The organism is Clostridium estertheticum, assembly GCF_026650985.1.
GTDB lineage: Bacteria > Bacillota > Clostridia > Clostridiales > Clostridiaceae > Clostridium_AD > Clostridium_AD estertheticum_C.
Genome location: NZ_CP086239.1, coordinates 1,390,711 through 1,414,761, shown reverse-complemented (window position 1 = coordinate 1,414,761; position 24,051 = coordinate 1,390,711). Strand labels below are relative to the sequence as shown.

Sequence of the window (24,051 nt, the reverse complement as noted above, 5' to 3'; positions counted from 1 at the left end):
TGCAGTCCTAGGAAGTTTCTCCGGAAGTGACTCCAAATAAGAAGAGCAGAAACATTGAAAATCCATTTAGTAATTCTTCTTTTGCCAATATAAAACTCACGTGAGCCTTCTGTAAGGAAGGCTAGCGAACCGGCTGTAAGCCGAATGTGAGTGCTAGAGAAATTTATATTGGCAAAAGATTAGAATTAATTGATGGATTTTCACGTTTTAAGCTCTTATTTGGAGTCACGCAGGAGAAATTTCATAGTCCACGCACTCTTAGTTGTTTTTTATCCTCTTAACGAAGTTTCTCCCATTAAGTATTCATCAATATTTTTAGTAACTAAACGCCCCTCATAAATTGCCCAAACAACTAGTGATTGACCTTTTTTCATGTCACCAGCAGCAAAAACGCCTTTAGTTTTGGTCATATAATTTTCATCTACAACTACATTACCACGATTGTCGAAGTCTAAATCCAAATCGGTAAGCAATCCTTCGTGTTGAGGATGAAGGAAACCCATAGCCAAAATAACTAGGTCAACTTTTAACTCAAATTCTGAGCCTGGTATTTCAACCATTTGCATTCCTTTTTCAGTATGTGTCCATTCCACTCTAGTTGCATGGAGAGTATTAACTGTCCCATCTTCGCCAGTTAATTTTCTTGTTGTAACATTCCAATCACGATTACAACCTTCTTCATGTGAAGTTGTAGTTTTTAATGTTCTAGGATATGTTGGCCATGGCATTGAATCATCACGATCAACCGGAGGTTTTGGCATAATCTCATACTGATATACGCTTTTAGCTCCTTGCCTAATAGCTGTTCCAATGCAATCAGAACCTGTATCACCACCACCTAGAACTAGTACTACTTTGTCTTTAGCATTTATTTCGGTAGTTTCTATTTCTTTGCCTGAAACTCTTCTATTTTGTTGTTTTAGATAATCCATGGCAAAGTGTACACCTTTAAGATTGCGTCCTTCAACTTTCAAATCACGAGGTATTGTACTTCCACCGGTTAAAGCTACAGCATCAAACTGCGCTAAAAGATCTTTCGCACTATAATCTACGCCAACATTTACGTTAGTTTTAAAGTTAACGCCTTCTTCTTTCATAAAATTAACACGTCTTTCAACTATACTTTTATCTAATTTAAAGTCTGGTATACCATACCTTAAAAGTCCGCCTATTTCGTCGTCCCTCTCGAATACAGTTACATCATGTCCCACAGAATTAAGTTCAGCAGCAGCTGCAAGACCTGATGGACCTGAACCAATTACAGCAACCTTTTTACCCGTTCTTACTCTAGGTTCTTGTGGGTTTGTCCATCCTTCTTCAAATGCTTTTTCTATAATATTTAATTCTATTTCCTTTATTGCAATGGGGTCTCTATTAACACCTAATGTACATGAACCTTCACAAGGGGCAGGGCAAATTCTGCCGGTGAATTCTGGAAAGTTATTTGTAAGAGTTAATCTGTCATATGCTTTTTCCCATTTCTCTTTATATACCATGTCATTCCAATCTGGAATTAAGTTCCCAAGTGGGCAGCCCCAGTTACAAAAAGGGACACCACACTCCATGCACCTTGCACCTTGCTGACGTAATTTATCAACTGGAAATTTTATGAATAATTCTTTAGAGTCCTTAACTCTATCTTTAACAGGGCGTTTTTTTGCAGTTTCTCTTTTGAATTCTCTGAAACCTTGCAATTTTCCCAAATTTAACACCTCCAAAATTGAAAAGTATAAACTGTTCTCAAAATTTGAGAGAACAGTCTTATATCTTCTTATTGCATTTTCTCTCTATTCTATTTTCCTTCTAGTATTGCTTTGTAAGCGGTTGGTATTACTCTTTTGAATTTTGATTTATATTCATTCCAATTATTTAAAATTTTATTAGCTTTGTTACTGTTAGTAGCCTCAAAATGTTCTTTTATTATTGAATAAAGCTGATCTAAATCTGATTTTGAGGTTATTGATTCTACTTCAATCATTTCCATATTACATTTTGATTTAAAAGTTTCATTCTCATCTATAACATATGCTATACCACCGCTCATTCCTGCTCCAAAGTTTCTACCGGTTCTTCCTATAATAACTACAACTCCGCCAGTCATGTATTCACAACCGTGGTCTCCAATTCCTTCAGCTACAGCCTGGGCTCCCGAATTTCTTACTGCAAAACGTTCACCTACAAGTCCGTTTATAAACAATTTACCAGAAGTTGCTCCATAAAGAATTGTATTACCGGCAATAAAGTTTTCATCTTGAACAAAGGTACAATTTTCTGGTGTTTTTACAATAATCTTAGCACCAGATAATCCCTTGCCAACATAATCATTTGCATCTCCTACTAATTTTAATGTTAATCCATTAGCACCAAATGCTCCAAAACTTTGACCGGCAGCTCCTACAAAATTTAATGTTATTGTATCGTCTGGAAGACCAGTAGCGCCATATTTCATAGCTATTCTTCCGCTTAACATTGCACCAACAGAACGATTAACATTTTCAATTTCTAAGTTAAAGGTACTTTTCATTCCATTTTCTAAAGATTCTTTTGCCATTTCAATAAGTTTATAATCTAAAGAATTGTCTAAACCATGATTCTGAGCAATTACACAGTAACGTTTAATTCTCTTTGGCATATCTGGTTTATATAAAATATTTGATAAATCTAGATTTTTTGCTTTCCAATGAGTGATTGCTTTTTTAGGACTAATCTTATCTACTCTACCTACCATTTCATTCATAGTTCTAAACCCAAGTTTTGCCATATGCTCCCTTATTTCCATTGCAATAAAGGTAAAGAAGTTTACAACATATTCAGGTTTGCCTTTGAAATTCTTACGAAGTTCTGGATCTTGAGTAGCTATACCCATATCGCAAGTATTTAAATGACAATTTCTTAGCATAGTACAACCTAGAACTACAAGAGCTGTAGTTGCAAATCCAAATTCTTCAGCTCCAAGAAGTGCAGCGATAACAACATCACGGCCTGTTTTAAGCTGACCATCAGTTTGAACTGTTACTCTGCTTCTTAAATTATTTAGCAGAAGTACCTGCTGAGTCTCAGCAAGTCCAAGCTCCCAAGGAAGTCCTGCATGCTTAATAGATGATAGTGGGGAAGCTCCTGTTCCACCATCATGACCACTTATTACTATAGCATCAGAATGTGCTTTAACAACTCCAGCAGCTATTGTTCCAACTCCTAATTCTGAAACTAATTTCGTACTTATTCGTGCATGAGGATTTACACTCTTTAAATCATAAATAAGCTGAGCTAAATCTTCAATTGAGTATATATCATGATGAGGTGGTGGTGATATTAAATCAATTCCAGGCGTTGAATGCCTAAGTCTTGCTATATTAACATCTACTTTTTTACCCGGTAGCTGCCCACCTTCTCCAGGTTTAGCACCTTGAGCTATCTTAATTTGTAATTCATCTGCATTAACAAGGTATTCAGTTGTAACTCCAAATCTAGCAGAAGCTATTTGTTTAATTGCACTTCGTCTTAAATCCCCATTCTGATCAACCTTGAATCTTTCAGGATCTTCTCCACCTTCACCAGTATTACTTTTTCCACCAAGTCTATTCATAGCTATAGCCATAGTTTCATGAGCTTCTTTACTGATAGATCCAAATGACATTGCACCTGAGCAGAAACGCTTAACTATTTCACTTATTGGTTCAACTTGCTCTATTGGAATTTCATTTCCATAATTAAGTTCGAATAATCCCCTAATTGTACATAAATGTTTGTCTTGATCATTTATGATTTTTGAATACTCTTTATATAAGTTGTAATCGTTAGTCCTTGCAGCTACTTGAAGTTTATAAATTGTATCAGGGTTAAATAGGTGATATTCTCCATCTTTTCTCCAAGAATATAATCCACCAACATCGAGTTCTGCTATAGGTTTTCTTAACTTATTAAATGCATTTTTATGTCTAATTAATACTTCCTTTGCCACAGTTTCTATACCAATTCCACCAATCCTAGATGGTGTTCCACCAAAATATTTTTGTAGAAAGTCAGAATTTAAGCCAACAGCATCAAAAATTTGTGCCCCGTGATAACTTTGAATAGTTGATATTCCCATCTTTGATAATATTTTTAGAAGACCTTGTGATACTGCATGTATATAGTTTTCATGAGCTTTTTCTATAGAAATATTTTCTATATCACCTTCATTTATAATATTATCAATTGATTTAAATGCAAGGTATGGATTAACACCAGTTGCACCATAACCAATTAATAAGGCCATATGCATTGTCTCTCTTGCTTCTCCTGTTTCAACTATTATAGAAACAAAAGTTCTGGTTTTTTCGCGTATTAAATGCTGTTGAACAGCAGATAACGCAAGCAAGCTTGGGATTGCAGCATCGTAAGAGTCTACTAATCTGTCACTAAGAACGATAATATTATATCCTTCTTTAATTCTTGTAGAGGCTCTTTCACAAATTTTATCAAGTGCCATTTTGAAACCTTCAACCCCAGTGTCTGCTTTAAAAGTTATAGGGATTGTTGTAGTTTTAAAAGCATTATCTTTTAAATTCTTAATTTTAGCCATTTCTAAATTTGTTAAAAGGGGTCTGCTTATTTCAATAAATGGATTATCATTAGAATCCTGATTTAAAACATTATATTGAGAGCCCACATAGTTCATTAAAGACATTACCATTTTTTCTCTAATTGAATCAATTGGAGGATTGGTAACTTGAGCAAAAAGTTGCTTAAAATAAGCAAATAAAAGCTGTGGTTTGTTAGATAAAACAGCAAGCGGAGTATCATTTCCCATAGAACCAATTGGCTCTTTACCGTTTTTCGCCATAGGAGATAAGATAAGTTTTAAATCCTCTAGAGTATAACCAAAGGCTTGCTGTTTTTCCTTTAAAATATCTTTATCAATTATAACTTCATCAACTACACCATCAAAATCTTCTAGATATAGTTTGTTTTTTAAAACCATCTCGCCATAAGGCTTATTTGTACAAACTGTTTTCTTAACTTCGTCGTCTGTAATTATTCGTCCTTCGTTTGTATCAATTAAGAACATTTTTCCTGGTTGAAGCTTGCCCTTTTTTTTGATATCTTCTGGTTTAAATTTAAGAACTCCAGCTTCAGACGCAAGAACAGCAAAACCATCCTTTGTTATTACGTATCTTGCAGGTCTAAGTCCATTTCTATCCAAGGTCGCACCTATTCTAATTCCATCCGTAAATGCAACGACAGCTGGGCCATCCCAAGGTTCAATAAGCGATCCGTGATATTCATAAAATGATCTCTTATAATCTTCCATATCATCATTTGTAGTCCAAACTTCAGGAATCAACATCATCAAACTATGAGGTAGAGATCTTCCATCCATTTTTAATAGTTCCAACATATTATCTAAGGAAGCTGAATCGCTACCATTAGGACTAATGATTGGGAATAACTTCTTAAGATTTTCTCCGTACACATTAGATTTTATTATTCCTTCCCTAGCATTCATCCAGTTTCTATTTCCACGAATGGTATTTATTTCACCATTATGTGCCAAATATCTAAAAGGTTGCGCTAAATCCCAAGTTGGAAAGGTGTTTGTACTATATCTTTGATGAACAAGGCAAAGAGCACTTTTAAAGTTTATGTCTTGCAAATCAATGTAAAAGCCTTTTATTTGTTCAGCAAGTAAAAGTCCCTTGTAAACAATTGTTCTGCTAGAAAGACTACAAATATAGAAATATTCTGTGCTTCTATTAACCAATTTGATTACTTCGCTTTCAGCTCTTTTTCTTATAATATAAAGTCTTCTTTCAAATTCTTCTTGTAGTTCATCTTCTGAAAGTGATTCATCCTTAAAAGTCGATCCTATAAATATCTGCCTTATAATAGGCTCGGTTCCTTTTGCTGTGTCACCAATGTTTCTACTATCTATAGGAACAGATCTCCAGCCGATTATTTTTTGTCCTTCTTCTTCTGCAATTCTCTCGAATATGCCTTCACACTGAAATCTTAATGCCGGTTCTTTTGGTAAAAAAATCATTCCTACAGCGTATTTTCCAACTCTAGGTAATTCGAGTCCTAAATTGTCACAGCTAATTCTAAAAAATTCATCAGGAATTTGAACAAGTATTCCTGCGCCATCGCCAGTTTTAGGGTCTGCCCCTACTGCACCTCTATGGGTTAAATTCACGAGAACCTTTAGCCCTTTTTTTATAATATCGTTGGTTTTTTCACCTCTGACATTTACTACAAAGCCAACGCCACAATTATCTTTTTCATTAGCAGGATCATATAATCCCTGCTTTTCAGGATAACCAATGCTAGTATTCACAATATTACCCCCTTTTATTTATAAAACGAATTATATAAATTGTACCACGATTCTATAATTTTGCAAGTTCAATTTTAAAATGAGTCAAAAATAACAATTTACAGACTATTTCTAAGTAATTTACCAATATAAATGAATGTTATAATTTAACAATAAAGGCAACAACCATTGAAAATAATTTTCAATGACTGTTGCCAAGTAAATTTGTTTTTTTAACTTTCTAATAAAAAATTATAATTTTCTTTTAGAAAGTTTAATATAACAGTTGCTATTAATGACTGGCCCTCGATGTTTGGATGTATTCCATCTTTACATAAAAAGCGAGTGTAATCATTATGTTTTAAAAACTCTGAGCGAATATCAATAAGTACAGTATCAGTTTCATTAGCTACCTGAGTAATCATTTTACTATAAGAATTATGCCAAGTAAAAAGTCTATCCTTTGTTCCGAGCCAATGTAAAATGTTTTTCTCCGAAGTAGAATCTTCTTTTGAAATCCAGTTAAAATATTTTAAAGGATCAAGTGGAGGCAAAGTAAGAAGTACGGGCATTATGTGATTATTTTTTAATGTATCAATCATTGAAAGTAATGTTTCACGAAAAGTATATATATCAGTGTTTGGTTTGTATTCCATTTCAGGATTTTTAGCGATTTCATCCCATTTATAATCACAATCATTACCACCAAATTCTACTAAAACCATATCAGGTGATTTTTTAATCACATCATTATACATTTTAAGTGCACCACGAATAATTGTATTACCAAATTTACCTGCATTATACACAGGTCCTTTTATTTTATTATCTATAATACTTGTAAAATTTTCTTTTAAAGTTGCATATTTAGATTTTTTATCGTCATAAATAATCCCTTTTGTAATAGAATCTCCATATGCTACTATAATGTAACTATCTTTAACTTCCATAATACACCTCCATAAAACTAAATTATATAAATCAAATTACTTATTCTATATTAATATTATACCATAGGAATACAAACATTTCAATACATAGTTATTAAAACTACGTAAAACATTAAAAATTTTATTAAGTTACTTATTTAATATATTATTCCCATTATTATTTGGTATATTCTATACTAAATAATAAACTTATATAAGTGATCTAATTCTTTCATTTTAATTGTTTTATTTGAAAATGTTTATTAGCAATATTTTCAATAGACGAAAAAAGTATGGAAAAATATATAGGATAATAATAACAATAATTGTGTTGACAATTCATTAAACTAATGATAACATACACCTAACCTATAGGATAAGTATGGTTGGATTTTGTGAATAATTTAAAAGTATAATTAAATACTTCTGACAAAATAGTTAAAAGTTAAAAGAATTATTATTATGTAGAAGGGAAACGTTGTGAAAGAAAACATTAATATATTGAAGAACTTAAGTAATGAAGAAAAAAGATATTTAATTCACTTCAAAATGAGGGACCTATTACCAAAAGTGAAATATCCAGATTAACAAAAATTAAATTAACTACATTAAATAGTACAATGGAACTATTAGAAAGAAAAAGAATTATAGTGAGGGAAGCTATAGGCCAATCTACAGGTGGAAGACGGCCAGTTTTATATGATGTGAGTTTATTAGAATTTTATATTATAGGAATAGATATATCTAGAGTTTATACTCAGGTAATCATAACTAATTTAAAAATGAAAATATTGTACAAAGAAATGTTTTATATGGATATTTTTTGTTCACCGCAAGAAACTGTAAAAAAAATATATGAAATTATTAATAAAGCAAATCAAAGTTTAAAATTAGCTAATAGGAACTTGGTAGGAATAGGTCTTGGAACAGTAGGACCATTAGATATAAAGAATGGGATAATGATAAGTCCTGTTAATTTCAGTGCACTAGGTTGGTCGAATGTTCCTATAAAAGAAATGCTTGAGAAAAGATTAAATTATCCTATTATTATTGAAAATGGAGTAAATGCAGCTGTCATTGGAGAATATTTTTATGGTATTGGAAAAGGAGTTGAAAATATTGCTTATTTAAATTGTGGAATAGGCATAAGAACAGGTACAGTTTTATCTAGTAAGTTAATGAGGACGATAAGCGATGATGAAGATGCTTTAGGACATATGATAGTCGATGTTCATGGAGAAAAGTGCAAATGTGGAAATTTAGGATGCATAGAGGGTTATTCATCTATAAATGCAATAATAAAAAAATTTTCTTTAGAGGTTAAAAAGGGAAGAAATACTATAATAAATAAGCAATTAGAAAATATAGAGTATAAAGATATTTGTATTGCAGCAGAAAGAAATGATAATTTATCTAAAGAAATACTAATAGGTGCTGCTTTAATTTTAGGAACTGGGTTGGTTAATTATATTAATCTACTAAATCCAGGATTGGTTATATTAAGTGGACCTTTAATAATTAATTCAAAGCTATTTTATAATGAGTGTATTAAAACTGTATTCAAAAAATTGCATCCCGATAGAATGAAAAAGATTATTTTTAGTAGAGGTGGATTTTTTAAAGAAAATGCAATTTCGATTGGTGCCGTAGCTTTAGTAATTAAAGATATTTATAATTAACATTTTTAAATGTATATAAGTAGTATTGAATATTTCAATAAAACTAATTTTAGTAGGAGGCCCACGTTGAAAAATTCAAAGGGATTTAAAATTTCTGGGGTAATACTAGCAGGCTTTTTAATTATCGCTGGATTATCAGGATGTTCATCAAAAAAAGTTGTAAATGGGAATGCTGATGTTAGAGTTGGATATTTCCCAAATATAACCCATTCTCAAGCTCTTGTAGGACGTGAGCAAGGCAGTTTTCAAAAGGCTATAGGAACGAAAAACAAAGTAGTGTGGAAATTATTTAATGCAGGACCTGCAGAAGTAGAAGCATTATTTGCAAAAGCTATTGATATTGCATATATTGGGCCTGGTCCCGCTATCAATGGATATTCAAAATCAAAAGGGGATATTCAAATCGTAGCAGGTGCAACGGATGCTGGGGCAATATTTGTATCTAAAAAGGGAATGGTTATTAAGGATTTGAAAGATTTGAGTGGTAAAAAAATTGGAGTCCCACAGTTTGGAAATACGCAAGATTTAACACTTAGGAACATATTGTCTGAAAATGGACTTAAGGATAAAACAAAGGGTGGAACGGTTGAAGTAAGGCAAGCATCAAATGCTGACATTTTATCATTACTAAAAAAAGGGGACATAGATGCAGCGTTAGTACCTGAACCTTGGGGATCAAGGCTTATTAAAGAAGCAGGAGCAAACATTATCCTGGATTATAAAGACTTATTTAGACAAGGAAAATATACGACAGCTGTAGTAGTTGTAAGAACTGAATTTTTAAAGCAGCATCCATTAATTGTTAAAAATTTTATAAAAGCTCATGTAGATGTTACTACTTATATTAATAAGAATCCGGGTAGAGCTAAGGTAATAGTTAATAAACAAATTACTGAGTTAACAAAAAAAGGAATAGAAAAAGATGTTTTAGATGCTGCCTTTAAAAGATTAACAATTACAAATAATCCGGAAAAGGATTCCGTTTTAGATTTTGTTAAGTTTTCACTTCAAGAAGGGTTTTTAAGATTAAATCCAGACACAAAGAATTTGTTTAACCTTACAATTTTAAATAAGGTTTTAAAAGAAAAAGGTCAAGTTCAAATCAAATAAAAGAGGTGACACGTTTGAGTCTTATAGTTAAGGATGTTAGTAAGGAGTTTATTTCAAAGCATAAGAAAACAAGTACACTTGAAAATTTTAATTTAGAAATTACAAAGGGCGATTTTGTATGTATATTAGGGCCATCTGGTTGTGGAAAATCAACTTTACTAAATATTTTAGCAGGACTTGAAAAGGCAACCAAAGGTGTTGTTCTACTTAATGGTAATGAAATAACAGGGCCGGGGCCTGATAGGACAGTAATGTTTCAAGAAGCAGCATTATTTCCATGGCTTAAGGTAATAGATAATGTTGAGTTTGGAATGAAGATGGCTGGAATACCAAAGGAAGATAGATATGAGAAGGCTATCCACTATTTAAAAATGGTACATCTATCAAAATTTCAAGATTCTTATGTTTATGAGTTATCAGGTGGAATGAAGCAAAGGGTAGCTCTTGCCCGTGCACTATCTCTTGATTCTGAAATACTGCTAATGGATGAACCTTTTGCAGCTCTTGACAGCCAGACTAAAATGATGCTGCAACAAGAACTACAACGAATTTGGGTAAATACAAAAAAAACAATTATTTTTATTACCCATAATGCAGAAGAAGCAGTTTATTTGGCTAATAGAGTTGTTGTTATGGCAGCTAATCCTGGTAGAATAAAGCAAGAATTTAAGATAGAACTTGCAAGGCCAAGAGAAATGGAAAGTTGTGATATAGCTTATTATACATCTAAGATAATGAAAGCATTAAAAGAGGAGGTGGAGAAGGTTGCAAAAGCAGAATACGATGGTGATTGGAATATTGAAGAAAATACTGTTCTATATACTCCTGATAGTGATATGGGAGGGGATTTATAAACTAGGTGTTGATGTTTTTAGAATTTGGAAACCTTATATTTTCCCATCACCTTTTGACGTTTTTGGTACTTTGATTTCACTTATAAAAGATAACACAATAGGAATAGCTATTGTTGCAAGTTTAAAGAGAATTGTAGTTGGCTATTTTATATCAGTAATAATAGGGGTTACTCTAGGACTTACAATTGCTAAATTTAAATATTTAGATGAAAATTTAGGGCCATTAATTTTAGGACTTCAAACTTTACCTAGTATTTGCTGGTTGCCATTTGCTATTCTTTGGTTTGGACTTAGTGAGATTTCAATTATTTTCGTAATTGCAATTGGTTCAACATTTGCGGTGGCAATATCAGTTAAATATGCAATACAAAATGTAAATCCATTATATATAAGAGCTGCAAAAACAATGGGTGCAAGGGGTAGTAAAGTTTATACCCATGTAATTTTGCCAGCGGCGCTGCCAGATATAGTTAGTGGACTTAAGCAGGGTTGGTCATTCGCATGGAGGGCTTTGATGGCAGGAGAGATGTTATCTTCAACAAAGGGGCTTGGCCAAGTGCTTATGGTAGGACGTGACTTAGCCGACATTAGCCAAGTTGTAGCTGTAATGATAGTAATAATAATTCTTGGGTTAGTGGTGGATAAACTTGTTTTTTCAAGACTTGAGAAAAATATGAGACATAAATGGGGCCTTGATAGGGCTTAGTTTTTAAAATTAATGGAGGTGAATATAAATGAGCATAGAAAACCTTACTTGGCATGATACGTTTGTAACTCGAAAGTTACGCGAAAATCTATTATCACAAAAATCTAAGTTATTATGGTTTACTGGGTTATCAGGTTCTGGAAAGTCAACAGTAGCAAATGCTTTAGATTTAAGATTAAATGAAATTGGCAAAGCAACCTATCTATTAGATGGAGATAATATTCGCCTAGGTATAAACTCAGATCTTGGGTTCTCAATGCAAGATAGAAATGAAAATATTAGGCGGATTAGCGAAATAGGAAAATTGTTTGTAGATTCAGGATTAATAACAATTGCTTGCTTCATATCTCCATTAAAAGCAAATCGTGAGATGGCACGTTCTACACTTGGCGATGATTTTATTGAAATATTTGTTGATTGCCCTCTCTCGGAATGTGAAAGGAGAGATCCTAAGAATTTATATAAGAAGGCTAGACTTGGCGAAATCAAAGAATTTACAGGTATATCCGCGCCATATGAAAAACCTGAAAATCCTGAAATTGTTGTAAACACAAAAGAGAAAACAGTAGATCAATGTGTAGATAAAATATTGGACTACTTGAAGTTAGTATCTAAAATAGACTAGTGTATTTATAGTTATTTATTTTAAAATGTCTTGGCTAGGAGGATATAATGAGGCTTGAAACAAAAATACTAGAAACAGATGTGCTAATAGTTGGTGGAGGCACCGCTGGATGTTATGCAGCATTAACCTTAAGTAAGAAGGAAGATATTAATATTGTTGTAGCAGATAAGGCTAATATTAAAAGAAGTGGATGTTTAGCGGCAGGTGTTAATGCAATAAATGCATATATTAATGAGGGATATACTTCAGAAGACTTTGTAGATTATGTTAAAAAAGAAGCAGAAGGAATAGTAAGAGAAGACTTAGTTTATTCTATAGCTAAGAATTTAAATAAGGTTACAAAAAATATGGAGAGTATAGGTCTTACTATTTTAAAGGACTTGGATGGTAAATATGTAGCTCGTGGAAAAAGAAGTATTAAAATTAACGGTGAAAACATAAAACCCCTTCTTGCAAATGAGATTAATTTAAAGACAAATATAAATGTTTTAAACAAGGTAAATATAATTGATTATATTATTAAAGATAACATAGTCATTGGGGCTTATGGTTTTCATATAGAAGAAAATATTTTTTATATAATTTATTCAAAAGCTGTAATTTGCACTACCGGCGGAGCATCTGGTCTTTATAAACCTAATAGTCCTGGCTTTTCTAAACATAAGATGTGGTATTCTCCCTTTAATACTGGAGCAGGATATGCTATGGGTATAAGAGCAGGAGCTGAAATGACTTCTTTTGAAATGAGATTTATTGCTCTAAGATGTAAGGATACCATAGCACCTACAGGCACGGTGGCTCAGGGGATTGGTGCAAAGCAAGTTAATGCGGATGAGAAAGAGTATGTAAAAAGTTATGGCAAACCTTTAACTACAACACGATTGTTTGCAACTGTAGAGGAAAATAGGAAAGGCCTCGGACCTTGTTATTTAAAAACAAAAGGCATTTCGGGTGGAGCACAGCAAGAGCTTTATAAGGCATACCTTAATATGGCTCCTGCTCAGACTTTAAAGTGGATTGAGGATGGAGTTGGCCCTAGCAAGGAGAACCTTGAGATAGAAGGTACAGAGCCTTATATAGTAGGTGGACATGCGGCTAGTGGATATTGGGTAGATGCTAAGCGTGCTACAACAATTTCTGGTTTATATGCAGCTGGAGACGTTGCTGGGGGAAGTCCTAAAAAATATGTTACTGGTTGTTTTGTAGAAGGTGAAATTGCAGCTATTGCTGCAACTGAGTTTATAAAAAACAAGAAAAACAAGCTAATTAATGATAAAGAAATTTCTGCTAAAGTAAAATTATTAGAAACTTTTCTTGAAAAGAATGATAGCTTATTTTCTATAAATGGTATTGAAGAGGCAATGCAAAAAGTAATGGATGAATATGCAGGGGGTATATCTACGAATTATGTTTTTAATTCATCTAGGTTACAAATTGCCAGCAAGAAAATAGAAGAACTTTTAGTTCTTTCAAATAATTTAAATGCTAAAGATATGAGAGAACTATTGCAAATATACGAAGTTATTGATAGGCTATACGTCTGCAAAGTTTTAATAGTTCATCTTCTAGCAAGGAAAGAAACACGCTGGAAATGTTATGGTGAAAATGCAGACTTCAAGGAAAAAGACGAAAACTTGCTTAAGTATGTAAATACTATATATAAGGAAGGCACGGTTAAAGTTGTCTTTAGAAACTTAGTAAAGCGAGATGAAGTTTATGAGCATTAAAATAGATTTACAAAAATGTGTGGGTTGTGGTAAATGTCGTATGATTTGTCCGGGAAATCTTATTTTTAAAAATGGTGAATCGAAAGCTTTTATAAAATACCCCGATGAGTGTTGGGGGTGTACTGCCTGTCTTAAAGAATGTCCAGTCCAGGCTATAAATTATTATCTTGGCGCTGATATTGGTGGCAAAGGAACTTTTTTAAATACTAAAAAAGAAAAAAATCTTCTTCATTGGCACATATATAAGCCAAATAAGGTCGAGATAATTATTACAACAAATGAAACAGAGGCTAATAAATATTAGGGAGGTTAAATTATGGATCATTTAGATGAATTAGAAGCAGAAAGTATTTTCATATTAAGAGAATCTTATAAAAAACTAGGTAAACTTGGAATGTTATGGTCAATTGGTAAGGATTCAACAGTATTATTGTGGTTATCAAAGAAGGCTTTTTTCGGACACTCTCCTTTTCCGTTTATTCATGTAGACACAAAGCATAAAATTCCTGCGATGATTGAATACAGAGATAAAATTGCTAAAGAGTTTAATATCGACCTTATAGTGCATACAAACCAGGAAGCAATCGACGCAGGTATGGGACCAGATAAAGGAAGACTCGTTTGTTGCAAAGCACTAAAAACAGATGGCCTTCAGCAAGTGGTTACAAAATATGAATTTGATGGATTAATTCTTGGAATTAGAAGTGATGAGGAAGGTTCTAGGTCAAAGGAAAGAGTATTTAGTGAAAGAAATAAGGATTCAGAGTGGGATTACACTAATCAAGCGCCAGAACTTTGGGATCAATTTAAAACTGATTTCCCAAAAGGAAATCATATAAGGGTTCATCCAATACTTCATTGGAATGAAATAGATATATGGACTTATATACAGAGAGAAAATATACCACTTATAGATTTATATTTTGCAAAGAACGGAGAGAGATACAGAAGCCTTGGATGTGCTGAGTGTACAGGTAAGATAAAGTCAAATGCAGTGACGATTGATCAAATAATTGAGGAATTAAAACATACTACAACGGGAGAAAGAGCAGGTAGAGCTCAAGATCAAGAAGATTCATATGCTATGCAAAAGCTTCGTAAAGATGGTTACATGTAAGGGAGGGGTTTATTACTAATGGAAAATACAAGAGAACAATTAAGAATAGTTGCAGTAGGACACGTAGATCACGGTAAGTCTACAGTAATTGGAAGGTTATTGTATGATACAAAATCACTACCAGAAGGTGCAATTGAAAAAGTTAAAAGAATTGCTAAAGAAACAGGTAAACCTTTTGAATATGCGTATCTATTAGATGCTTTTGAAGAAGAACAAAAGCAAGGAATTACAATAGATACAACGTCACTTCAATTTCATACAGATAAACGGGATTACGTAATTATAGATGCACCAGGACATATAGAATTTCTTAAAAATATGATTACAGGTGCAGCTAGTGCTGAAGCTGCGCTACTTATAATAGACGCTAAAGAAGGAATACAAGAACAATCTAAAAGACATGGTTATATATTATCACTACTTGGTATAAAGCAGGTGTGTGTTGTAGTTAATAAAATGGATCTTATAGATTACAGCCAGGAAAAATTTAATGTTATAAAAGATGAAATGAATGCTTTTCTAAAAAAATTAAATGTACATCCAATGAGCTACATCCCTATTTCAGCATTTTATGGTGAAAATTTAACTTCAAAATCAGAAAAATTATCTTGGTACAAAGGAGAAACTGTTCTTGAAGCATTAGATTTATTTACGGAGGAAGAAGGATTAGACGCAAAACCACTAAGATTCCCAATTCAAGATGTATATAAATTTGATAATAGGAGAATAATTGCAGGTAGAATAGAAGCAGGTACGCTTAAAGTTGGTGATGAAATTCTTATTTCTCCATCAAACAGGACTACAAAAGTTAAAAGTATAGAAGCCTTTGTAGAAAAAGATAGGGTAAGTACAGTAAGTGCAGGAATGTCAGTGGGAATTACTTTTGAAGATGAGTTTTTCAATAAAAGGGGAGAAATAATTTCACACATTGATAATGCTCCTGTTATTGCTGATCTTTTTACTACTAATATATTTTGGATGGGAAAAAATAGTTTAGTAAAAGGCAGAAAATACAAGATAAAACTTGTAACTCAAGAAGTAGAATGTGAAATTGTAGCTTTTAATAAAGTCATAGATGCAAGTACTATAGGAACTTATGAAAATGCAACTGAAGCAAAAACTAATGATGTAGCTGAAGTTACTATAAGGACAAAGGAAAAAATATGTTTTGATAAATTTGCAGATAACCAAAATACAGGTAGATTTGTAATAGTAGATGGTTATGATGTAAGTGGTGGTGGAATTATTTCAGGGGTGGCAGAGTCTACTAGCATCATAGAAACTACCTTTAGTAAAGATAAAATTAAACTTACTATTAATTGTTTTGATGAATATTATTTTGATATTAAAGCACTAGCAATTAAAAAGGAATTGATAAAGGCTAACCAATATAAAATTGGAGATAATGTACCTTTTCTTGGATCAAGTTATGAATACACAAAAGATTTTGATGTAATAGCATTAAATGCCGATCTTGTTTCTAAAATAAGAAATGGTAAGTTAATAGATGTTATAGCAATAGAAAGTTATTCATATGAATCTATAGTTATTATAAATGAAAAAGGATTTGGTGTTAAACTAACATCACAAAATGATTTATCCTCATACATTAATGAATATAAAAAAGATATGAATGAGAAGTTTGCAAATAAATGGTTAGATTTCACTAAATATAGAACTATAAGATTTAGTGATAGTGTAGATGAAACATTAGAATATTCAATTTAGAGTAAACATGAGATTTAATTGAATAAAAAATCTAAAGAGCCAATCGGGATAAGTAGCAGTCTCCGTGATTGGTTCTTTTCTTATAAAACGTGGTATAGGTGAAATAAAGGAGAGTTATATGAAAAATTCGCAAGCTTTGAAAATGGAAATAGATAAAATCGATGGGAAAAGCTATAGATTGTATAAAAACTTAGAGGGAGAGTATGACTTTGGAAGTTTTGTGCTTTGTATAGATCATGTTCAAGGTGATCCTTTTGCATCTCCATCAAGAATAAGAATAATAGTGGGACAAAACATAGCGAAATTTCCAAAAGTGACTTTCAATAATAAAAATAAAAACATTGCGGTAGCAGATTTTTTAACAAGAAAATTTCATTATAATATAAATAAATATTCGCAGAAGGTTTTTGGGTCTAGGAAGAGTGGATTAATAGCTATAAGCAAATGTCCACAAGAGATATTGGACAGAACTTCAATAATTATAGATGAGGATAAAATAGAAGCTAGATTTTATGTTGGATTTCCAGCAAGAGGGAGAAGTGTACTAGCCAGAGAACTTGAGAAAATTTTATATGATATTATACCAAATATTGTTGAAAAAACTTTAATATATAAAAACATAGATAGTGAAAAATTAACAAGTAGAGTAACCCTTGTAGAGGATCAAGAAGATATAAGAAGGTCACTCAAAAGCCTCGGGCTAATTGCATTTGTAGCTAATGGATCAATATTACCTAGAGAAAGTGGAGTGTCTACAAAAGTACTAAAAGGTGGTATAGCATTTGCATCACCAAAAGACCTAGAAGTAGAATTTAATACAAAGAGTCATGGCAAAATTCGTGGCATGGGAATTAAGGACGGTATAACACTTATAGTAGGTGGAGGATATCATGGTAAATCTACATTATTAAAAGCTTTAGAGCTTGGAGTTTATAATCATATTGAAGGTGATGGTAGGGAATTTGTTATAACAGATGAATCAGCCTTAAAGGTAAGGTCAGAAGACAGCAGATGTATAACTAAAACGAATATATCTCTATTTATTAGTAAACTACCTAACGGTAAAGATACAATAGAATTTTCTACAGAAAACGCAAGTGGAAGTACATCACAAGCGGCGAATATCATAGAGGGAATAGAAAGTGGAGCAAAGGTACTATTAATAGATGAAGATACTTCAGCCACCAATTTTATGATGAGAGATGATTTAATGCAAAAATTAGTTTCCAAGGAAAAGGAACCAATTACTCCATTTATAGAAATAGTGAGCCCTTTACATAAGCAAAATGGTATTTCAACGATAATGGTAGTAGGAAGTTCAGGAGAGTTTTTCGATGTAGCAGACAGCGTAATTCAATTGGACAACTATGAAGCAAAAGATGTTACAAAAGAGGCTAAAAAGTTAAGTCGAGGTAATATAATTCAAAGAATTATTGATAAAGATTTAAAAACGAATATTAGTTTTAATAGAGTAGTCAAAGCTGGAACTATAACGCAAGGAGATAAAGGTATTAAGATGAAAACAATAGGGCTAAGTGTTTTAAGTATAAATCACGATGATATAGATTTAAGGGCTGTGGAACAAATAGTTGACAGTGAGCAAGTAAATGCTATTGGAAGTATTATGAAATATGTGGAAGTAAGTCTTATGAATAAGGGTTTAAATTTTGGTGACATGGTTGATAATATAATTTGCCAAATAGATAGAAATGGGTTAATATCCATGGATAGATTAAAAGGTGGAAGCGGTAGTTTAGCAATGCCTAGAAAGCAAGAAATAATGGCGACCTATAATAGATATAGAAAGCTCAAAATATAAAAAGTTATAACAAAAACGTAAAGTTAAAATAAACCAATTATGTAGAGAGGGGAAAACAAATGTATAGTTTTAAAAATGATTATAGTGAAGGAGCTCATCCAAACATATTGAGAGCTTTAATTGAATCAAATATGGAGCAGGAAGATGGTTATGGAGAAGATAAATATACACTTGGCGCTATTAATTTATTAAAGGAAAAGTTACAATCCAATGATGTTGATATTCATATGTTTTGTGGTGGGACTCAAACAAATCTTACGGCTATTTCTGCATTTTTAAGACCTCATGAAGCTGTTATTGCAGCAAGCACTGGACATGTATTAGTTCATGAAACTGGAGCAATAGAGGCAACTGGTCATAAGGTTATTTCTGTAAAAGTAGATGATGGAAAGCTTAAACCTATTCATATAAAGATGGCTATAGATGAGCATACAGACGAACATATGGTAAAGCCTAAAATGGTTTATATATCAAATCCAACTGAAATAGGGACTATATATAAGAAACAGGAGTTAAAGGATTTATATGATTTCTGCACTAAAAATAATATAATCTTATATGTTGATGGAGCAAGGCTAGGGTCTGCATTATGCTCAAAAGAAAATGACATTAAGATTTCAGATTTGCCAAAGCTTACTGATGCTTTTTATATAGGTGGAACAAAAAATGGAGCATTAATTGGGGAAGCCTTTGTAATTTGTAGTGATTCACTTAAGGTAGATTTTAGATATCACATTAAGCAAAAGGGTGGGTTACTTGCAAAGGGCAGGTTAATTGGTATACAGTTTTTGGAGTTATTTAAAAATGATCTTTATTTTGAGCTAGCCAAACATGCAAATAATATGGCGGATATGTTGAAAAAGGGGATTGGAAAAAGTGGCTATGAATTTCTAATAAGTTCATCTACAAATCAAATATTTCCAATATTGCCTAATAAAACAATTAAAAAACTTGAAGAAAAATATTCGTTTTTTGTATGGCAAAAAATTGATGGGGATAGTTCTGCTATTCGCCTTGTAACCTCATGGGCAACAAAGGAAGATGCGGTTAACGCATTTATTGAAGATTTGATATTAATTTAACATGATATATTCCTATGTATTTTAATTTATGAAAGCAACCTTAGAGGGTTACCATATAGCCCTCTAAGGCTGTTTTTTTATAAATTCAGTAAAATTTTAAGCACATTATTGACGGACTTCTAACATAAACATATAGTAATCTTAATGAAATATTTATGTTTTATTTATATAATATAACAGATAACAATATTATGGAGTCTATAGAGTTTAATTTTTATTAAGTAATATAGGAAAGTAAAGGAGAATTAATTATGATAAATGTAAAAAAAATATTAATTGGTGTGATTTGTGTTGTAGTTTTAGCAGTATCTACATATGAAGGAAAATATTTAATTTCTGTTCAAAAATATAAGCAAATAGTTAAAGGGATTAAAATTGATACAGTTGATTTATCCGAAATTTCTGATGGTAAATATACAGGTTCCTGTGATGCTATAGTTATAGGTGCAAAAGTGGCAGTTACAGTTAAAAATCACAAAATTACTAGTATAGTCCTACTGGAACATAAAACTGAAAGAGGGAAGCCAGCAGAGGTTATTCCAGCTAGGGTAGTAAAGACTCAAAGTTTGCAAGTGGATACAATAACAGGTGCAACCAATAGTAGTAAAGTAATTCTAAAATCTATTGAGAATGCATTGAATTCAGGTAAAATATAAAAATATAAAAAAAGTTATCCCAATTTTTCAATTTAGTGGATGATATTATGAGTTTATTGCAATATCATCCTTATTATATTGCAATTTTGGTAAAAATCATGTATTCTAGTTAATAATGATTAATGAATTAAAATGGACAAAAGGTTATATAGGGGGTAATGAAAGTGAGAAAGTTTAAAAGAGTACTAGTAGCAAATAGAGGTGAAATTGCAATAAGAATTTTTAGAGCTTGTAATGAGCTTGGAATTCGTACGGTTGCAATTTACTCTAATGAGGATAAATATTCTCTGTTCAAAACTAAGGCAGATGAGGCATATCTAATTGGGAAAAATAGAAGTCCTGTTGAGGCATATTTAAACATCGAGGAAATAATAAGTATTGCGCTTAAAAAAGGTGTAGATGCTATTCATCCAGGGTATGGTTTTTTATCAGAAAATCCTGAATTTGCAATAAAATGTGCAAAAGCAGGTATTGAATTTATAGGACCAACGGCGGAAATGATGGATAGTCTTGGAGATAAAATCAAATCTAAGATTGTAGCAAATGCGGTAGGGGTGCCCACTATACCTGGCGATAAAAAAGAAGTTGATACAGTTTATGAGGCAAAGGAACTTGCAGAAAAATGTGGATATCCTGTTATGCTAAAAGCAGTTGCCGGTGGTGGTGGACGAGGCATGAGAATTGTACGCGATGCAAGTGAATTAGAATCTTCTTATATTAGTGCTAAAAGTGAAGCAAAAAAGGCTTTTGGTATAGACCATCTTTATGTAGAAAAATATCTTGAAAAATCTAAACATATAGAAGTACAGGTTCTTGGAGATAAGTTTGGAAATATTGTTCATTTGCATGAGCGTGATTGTTCCATCCAAAGAAGGCATCAAAAGGTTGTAGAATATACTCCTGCATTTTCAATATCACAGGAAAAAAGAGATGAAATTTGTAATGATGCATTAAAAATTGCTAAATCAGTAAATTATAGAAGTGCCGGTACATTGGAGTTCTTAGTAGACACTAAAGGAAATCATTATTTTATAGAAATGAATCCTAGAGTTCAAGTTGAACACACCGTTACAGAAATGGTAACTGGTATTGACATAGTTCAAAGTCAGATACTTATAGCAGAAGATTATGCTTTAAATTCACCTGAAATAGGAATTAAATCTCAAGATGATGTAAAGGTTAATGGATTTTCTATTCAGTGTCGTATAACAACAGAGGATCCTTCTAATAATTTTGCGCCAGACACAGGGAAAATAGAAGAATATAGAACTGGTTCTGGTTTTGGAATAAGACTGGATGGAGGTAATGGATTCGCTGGGGCGATAATTAGTCCTTATTATGATAGTTTACTTGTAAAAAACATATCATGGTCTAGAACTTTTAAAGATGCCATAAAGAAGTCTATAAGAGCTGTAGAGGAAACTAGAATTACAGGAGTAAAGACTAATATAGGTTTTTTAATTAATGTATTGAATCACCCTACTTTCCTTAAGGGCGAATGTAATACAAATTTTATTGAAGAAAATCCTGAACTTATATCTATTACACCTCAGGCAGATGAAGAAAGTAGAGTACTTAAATTTATTGGTGAAAAAATGGTTAATGAAAACAATGGTATTAAAAAACTTTATGATGTACCAGTAGTTCCAAAAATAATAATGCCAAATGAACTTAGTGGAACAAAACAAATATTAGATATTCAGGGAACAGAAGGACTTTTAAAATGGATTAAAGGACAAAACAAATTACTATTAACGGATACAACAATGAGAGATGCTCAACAATCATTAATGGCAACTAGAGTGAGAACAAAGGACATGTTAAAGATAGCAACTGCTACCTCTGTTTATGGAACTGATTTGTTTTCTCTTGAGATGTGGGGAGGAGCTACTTTTGATGTAGCATATAGATATTTGAATGAATCTCCTTGGGAGAGATTAACCCAACTTAGAAAGAAAATTCCTAATGTACTTTTTCAGATGCTTATACGTGGAGCTAATGCAGTAGGTTATAAGAATTATCCTGATAATATAGTTCGTGAATTTATTAAAGAATCAGCGAGTAGTGGTGTTGATGTATTTAGAATATTTGATTCACTAAATTGGCTTAAAGGAATGGAAACTTCAATAGATGAGGTTCTTAAAAGTGATAAGGTTGCAGAAGCTTGTATTTGTTATACAGGCGATATATTAAATGATAAAAAAAATAAATATAATTTGGATTATTATATAAAGCTTGCAAAGGAAATTGAAAAAACAGGAGCTCATATATTAGGTATAAAAGATATGTCAGCACTTCTTAAACCTCATGCTGCATTTAAGCTAATTAATGCCTTAAAGCAAGAGGTAGGAATGCCTATTCATCTTCATACTCATGATACTACAGGAAATGGTGTTGCTACAGTTTTAATGGCGGCTCAAGCAGGTGTTGATATTGTAGATACTGCATTTAACAGTATGTCAGGTCTTACTAGTCAGCCAGCTTTAAACTCAGTTGTTGCAGCACTTAAAAATACTGATAGAGATACTGGAATAGATCTTAAAGGAATTCAGGGGATTTCAGATTATTGGGATGCTGTAAGACCAGTTTATGACCAATTTAAATCAGATTTGAATTCTGGTTCGGCTGAAATCTATAGATATGAAATTCCAGGAGGCCAATACTCTAATCTTAAACCACAGGTAGAGAGTTTTGGTCTTGGACATAAATTTAATGAAATTAAAGAAACGTACAAAGTTGTAAATGATATGGTAGGTGATATTGTAAAGGTAACACCATCTTCTAAGATGGTTGGAGATTTTGCAATATTTATGGTACAAAATGACCTTACACCAGAAAACATATATGAAAAAGCAATTAAAATGTCCTTCCCAGATTCTGTTGTATCATACTTTAAAGGAATGATGGGTCAACCAATGGGAGGATTTCCAGAGAAACTTCAGAAACTAGTTTTAAAAGGTGAAGAGCCAATTACATGTAGACCAGGTGAATTATTGCCAGATGAAGATTTTGATATGGTGGAGAAACACTTAATAGAAAAATTTAATATAACTCCAACTAAAAGAGATATATTAAGTTATTCATTATATCCAGATGTATTTGATAACTATATTAAATATATTCAGGAGTATGGAGATTTAAGCAGAATTGGAAGCGATATTTTCTTCCACGGACTATATGAGGGTGAAACCTGTGAGGCTGAAATCGCAGATGGAAAAACCCATATGATAAAGTTACTTCATATTAGTAAATTAGATTTAGAAGGAAATAAAGTTCTTGTGTTTGAGGTTGATGGAAATAGACGTGAAATAAAAATCAAAGACAAAAACAACAAGGCTGTGCTAAATTACCAAGTGTCACAAATGGCAGATCCTTCAAATCCTTTAGAGGTTGGATCTCCAATACCAGGAACGGTTATATCTATCCTTGTAGCAGAGGGAGATACAGTAACTGAAAATCAACAATTAATGGTAGTTGAGGCTATGAAAATGGAGACTAGAGTAATTGCCTCAGAGGCAGGTGTAGTTGAGTTAATTAATGTTAAAGAAGGACAACAAGTAAAGGCTGGGGAACTTTTAATAAATTTAAAATAAATAGATATGGGGAAAGATAGTAAAACTTTGAAATAAGGTTTTACTATCTTTTTTACAATTCTATGTCTAAGCAAAATGAATGACTAAATAATATGTAATTATACGCTGAGGTATTAAGGATATAATTGTAAAAT

Annotated in this window: 16 protein-coding genes; 13 read left to right on the top strand and 3 right to left on the bottom strand. The window is 32.2% G+C overall.

The window, feature by feature from the left end; genetic code table 11:
• Positions 1–269: 269 nt before the first annotated feature.
• The 3 genes from LL038_RS07045 to LL038_RS07035 all read right to left on the bottom strand — a co-directional run bounded on the left by LL038_RS07045 (position 270) and on the right by LL038_RS07035 (position 7,242).
• A complete protein-coding gene (locus LL038_RS07045; protein ID WP_216121289.1) occupies positions 270–1,703 on the bottom strand; it encodes a glutamate synthase subunit beta in 1,434 nt (477 codons plus the stop codon).
• Between the two features lie 89 nt (positions 1,704–1,792).
• Positions 1,793–6,313 (bottom strand): glutamate synthase large subunit, encoded by a 4,521-nt coding sequence (gene gltB / locus LL038_RS07040; protein ID WP_216121291.1) that lies wholly within the window; start codon positions 6,311–6,313, stop codon positions 1,793–1,795.
• 212 nt (positions 6,314–6,525) lie between these two features.
• Complete coding sequence (locus LL038_RS07035) at positions 6,526–7,242, bottom strand: SGNH/GDSL hydrolase family protein (protein ID WP_216121293.1); 717 nt, start codon at positions 7,240–7,242, stop codon at positions 6,526–6,528.
• A 599-nt stretch (positions 7,243–7,841) separates the two neighbouring features.
• Between LL038_RS07035 and LL038_RS07030 the strand changes: the two genes are divergently transcribed.
• From LL038_RS07030 to LL038_RS06970, 13 genes are all read left to right on the top strand, one after another.
• Positions 7,842–8,900, top strand: coding sequence for an ROK family protein (locus LL038_RS07030; RefSeq protein ID WP_309245033.1), 1,059 nt, complete (start codon positions 7,842–7,844; stop codon positions 8,898–8,900).
• Between the two features lie 66 nt (positions 8,901–8,966).
• Positions 8,967–10,010 (top strand): aliphatic sulfonate ABC transporter substrate-binding protein, encoded by a 1,044-nt coding sequence (locus LL038_RS07025; protein WP_253200212.1) that lies wholly within the window; start codon positions 8,967–8,969, stop codon positions 10,008–10,010.
• 14 nt (positions 10,011–10,024) lie between these two features.
• Positions 10,025–10,864 carry an ABC transporter ATP-binding protein gene (locus LL038_RS07020; protein ID WP_171297872.1) on the top strand — a complete coding sequence of 280 codons (840 nt, stop codon included), beginning with the start codon at positions 10,025–10,027 and terminating at the stop codon, positions 10,862–10,864.
• Complete coding sequence (locus LL038_RS07015) at positions 10,794–11,570, top strand: ABC transporter permease (RefSeq protein WP_216121368.1); 777 nt, start codon at positions 10,794–10,796, stop codon at positions 11,568–11,570. Before LL038_RS07020 ends, LL038_RS07015 begins: the two co-directional genes overlap by 71 nt.
• 28 nt (positions 11,571–11,598) lie before the next feature.
• Positions 11,599–12,195, top strand: a complete 597-nt coding sequence (gene cysC / locus LL038_RS07010) for an adenylyl-sulfate kinase (RefSeq protein ID WP_216121296.1) — start codon at positions 11,599–11,601, stop codon at positions 12,193–12,195.
• 47 nt (positions 12,196–12,242) lie between these two features.
• Positions 12,243–13,922, top strand: coding sequence for an adenylyl-sulfate reductase subunit alpha (locus LL038_RS07005; RefSeq protein WP_216121298.1), 1,680 nt, complete (start codon positions 12,243–12,245; stop codon positions 13,920–13,922).
• Positions 13,912–14,226, top strand: a complete 315-nt coding sequence (locus tag LL038_RS07000) for a 4Fe-4S dicluster domain-containing protein (RefSeq protein WP_216121300.1) — start codon at positions 13,912–13,914, stop codon at positions 14,224–14,226. Before LL038_RS07005 ends, LL038_RS07000 begins: the two co-directional genes overlap by 11 nt.
• Before the next feature lie 12 nt (positions 14,227–14,238).
• On the top strand, positions 14,239–15,039 hold the full coding sequence (gene cysD / locus LL038_RS06995) for a sulfate adenylyltransferase subunit CysD (RefSeq protein ID WP_071612711.1): 801 nt from the start codon (positions 14,239–14,241) through the stop codon (positions 15,037–15,039).
• A gap of 18 nt (positions 15,040–15,057) precedes the next feature.
• Entirely contained in the window at positions 15,058–16,767 is a 1,710-nt protein-coding gene (locus LL038_RS06990) for a sulfate adenylyltransferase subunit 1 (protein ID WP_216121304.1), read from the top strand.
• 118 nt (positions 16,768–16,885) lie between these two features.
• Positions 16,886–18,586 carry an ABC-ATPase domain-containing protein gene (locus LL038_RS06985; protein WP_216121306.1) on the top strand — a complete coding sequence of 567 codons (1,701 nt, stop codon included), beginning with the start codon at positions 16,886–16,888 and terminating at the stop codon, positions 18,584–18,586.
• A gap of 59 nt (positions 18,587–18,645) precedes the next feature.
• Positions 18,646–19,668, top strand: a complete 1,023-nt coding sequence (locus tag LL038_RS06980; protein ID WP_216121308.1) for a threonine aldolase family protein — start codon at positions 18,646–18,648, stop codon at positions 19,666–19,668.
• A gap of 251 nt (positions 19,669–19,919) precedes the next feature.
• Positions 19,920–20,324 (top strand): FMN-binding protein, encoded by a 405-nt coding sequence (locus LL038_RS06975; RefSeq protein ID WP_216121310.1) that lies wholly within the window; start codon positions 19,920–19,922, stop codon positions 20,322–20,324.
• A 164-nt stretch (positions 20,325–20,488) separates the two neighbouring features.
• Positions 20,489–23,917 carry a pyruvate carboxylase gene (locus LL038_RS06970; RefSeq protein WP_216121312.1) on the top strand — a complete coding sequence of 1,143 codons (3,429 nt, stop codon included), beginning with the start codon at positions 20,489–20,491 and terminating at the stop codon, positions 23,915–23,917.
• Positions 23,918–24,051: the final 134 nt, after the last annotated feature.

Excerpts from the sequence above, each read along its gene's own strand:
- cysC (WP_216121296.1), top strand. The coding sequence starts at position 11,599 with ATGAGCATAGAAAACCTTACTTGGCATGATACGTTTGTAACTCGAAAG.
- LL038_RS07000 (WP_216121300.1), top strand. The coding sequence starts at position 13,912 with ATGAGCATTAAAATAGATTTACAAAAATGTGTGGGTTGTGGTAAATGT.
- LL038_RS07015 (WP_216121368.1), top strand. The coding sequence starts at position 10,794 with ATGGTGATTGGAATATTGAAGAAAATACTGTTCTATATACTCCTGATA.
- LL038_RS06985 (WP_216121306.1), top strand. The coding sequence starts at position 16,886 with ATGAAAAATTCGCAAGCTTTGAAAATGGAAATAGATAAAATCGATGGG.
- LL038_RS06980 (WP_216121308.1), top strand. The coding sequence starts at position 18,646 with ATGTATAGTTTTAAAAATGATTATAGTGAAGGAGCTCATCCAAACATA.
- LL038_RS06990 (WP_216121304.1), top strand. The coding sequence starts at position 15,058 with ATGGAAAATACAAGAGAACAATTAAGAATAGTTGCAGTAGGACACGTA.
- LL038_RS06975 (WP_216121310.1), top strand. The coding sequence starts at position 19,920 with ATGATAAATGTAAAAAAAATATTAATTGGTGTGATTTGTGTTGTAGTT.
- cysD (WP_071612711.1), top strand. The coding sequence starts at position 14,239 with ATGGATCATTTAGATGAATTAGAAGCAGAAAGTATTTTCATATTAAGA.
- LL038_RS07035 (WP_216121293.1), bottom strand. The coding sequence starts at position 7,242 with ATGGAAGTTAAAGATAGTTACATTATAGTAGCATATGGAGATTCTATT.
- LL038_RS07030 (WP_309245033.1), top strand. The coding sequence starts at position 7,842 with ATGGAACTATTAGAAAGAAAAAGAATTATAGTGAGGGAAGCTATAGGC.
- LL038_RS07005 (WP_216121298.1), top strand. The coding sequence starts at position 12,243 with ATGAGGCTTGAAACAAAAATACTAGAAACAGATGTGCTAATAGTTGGT.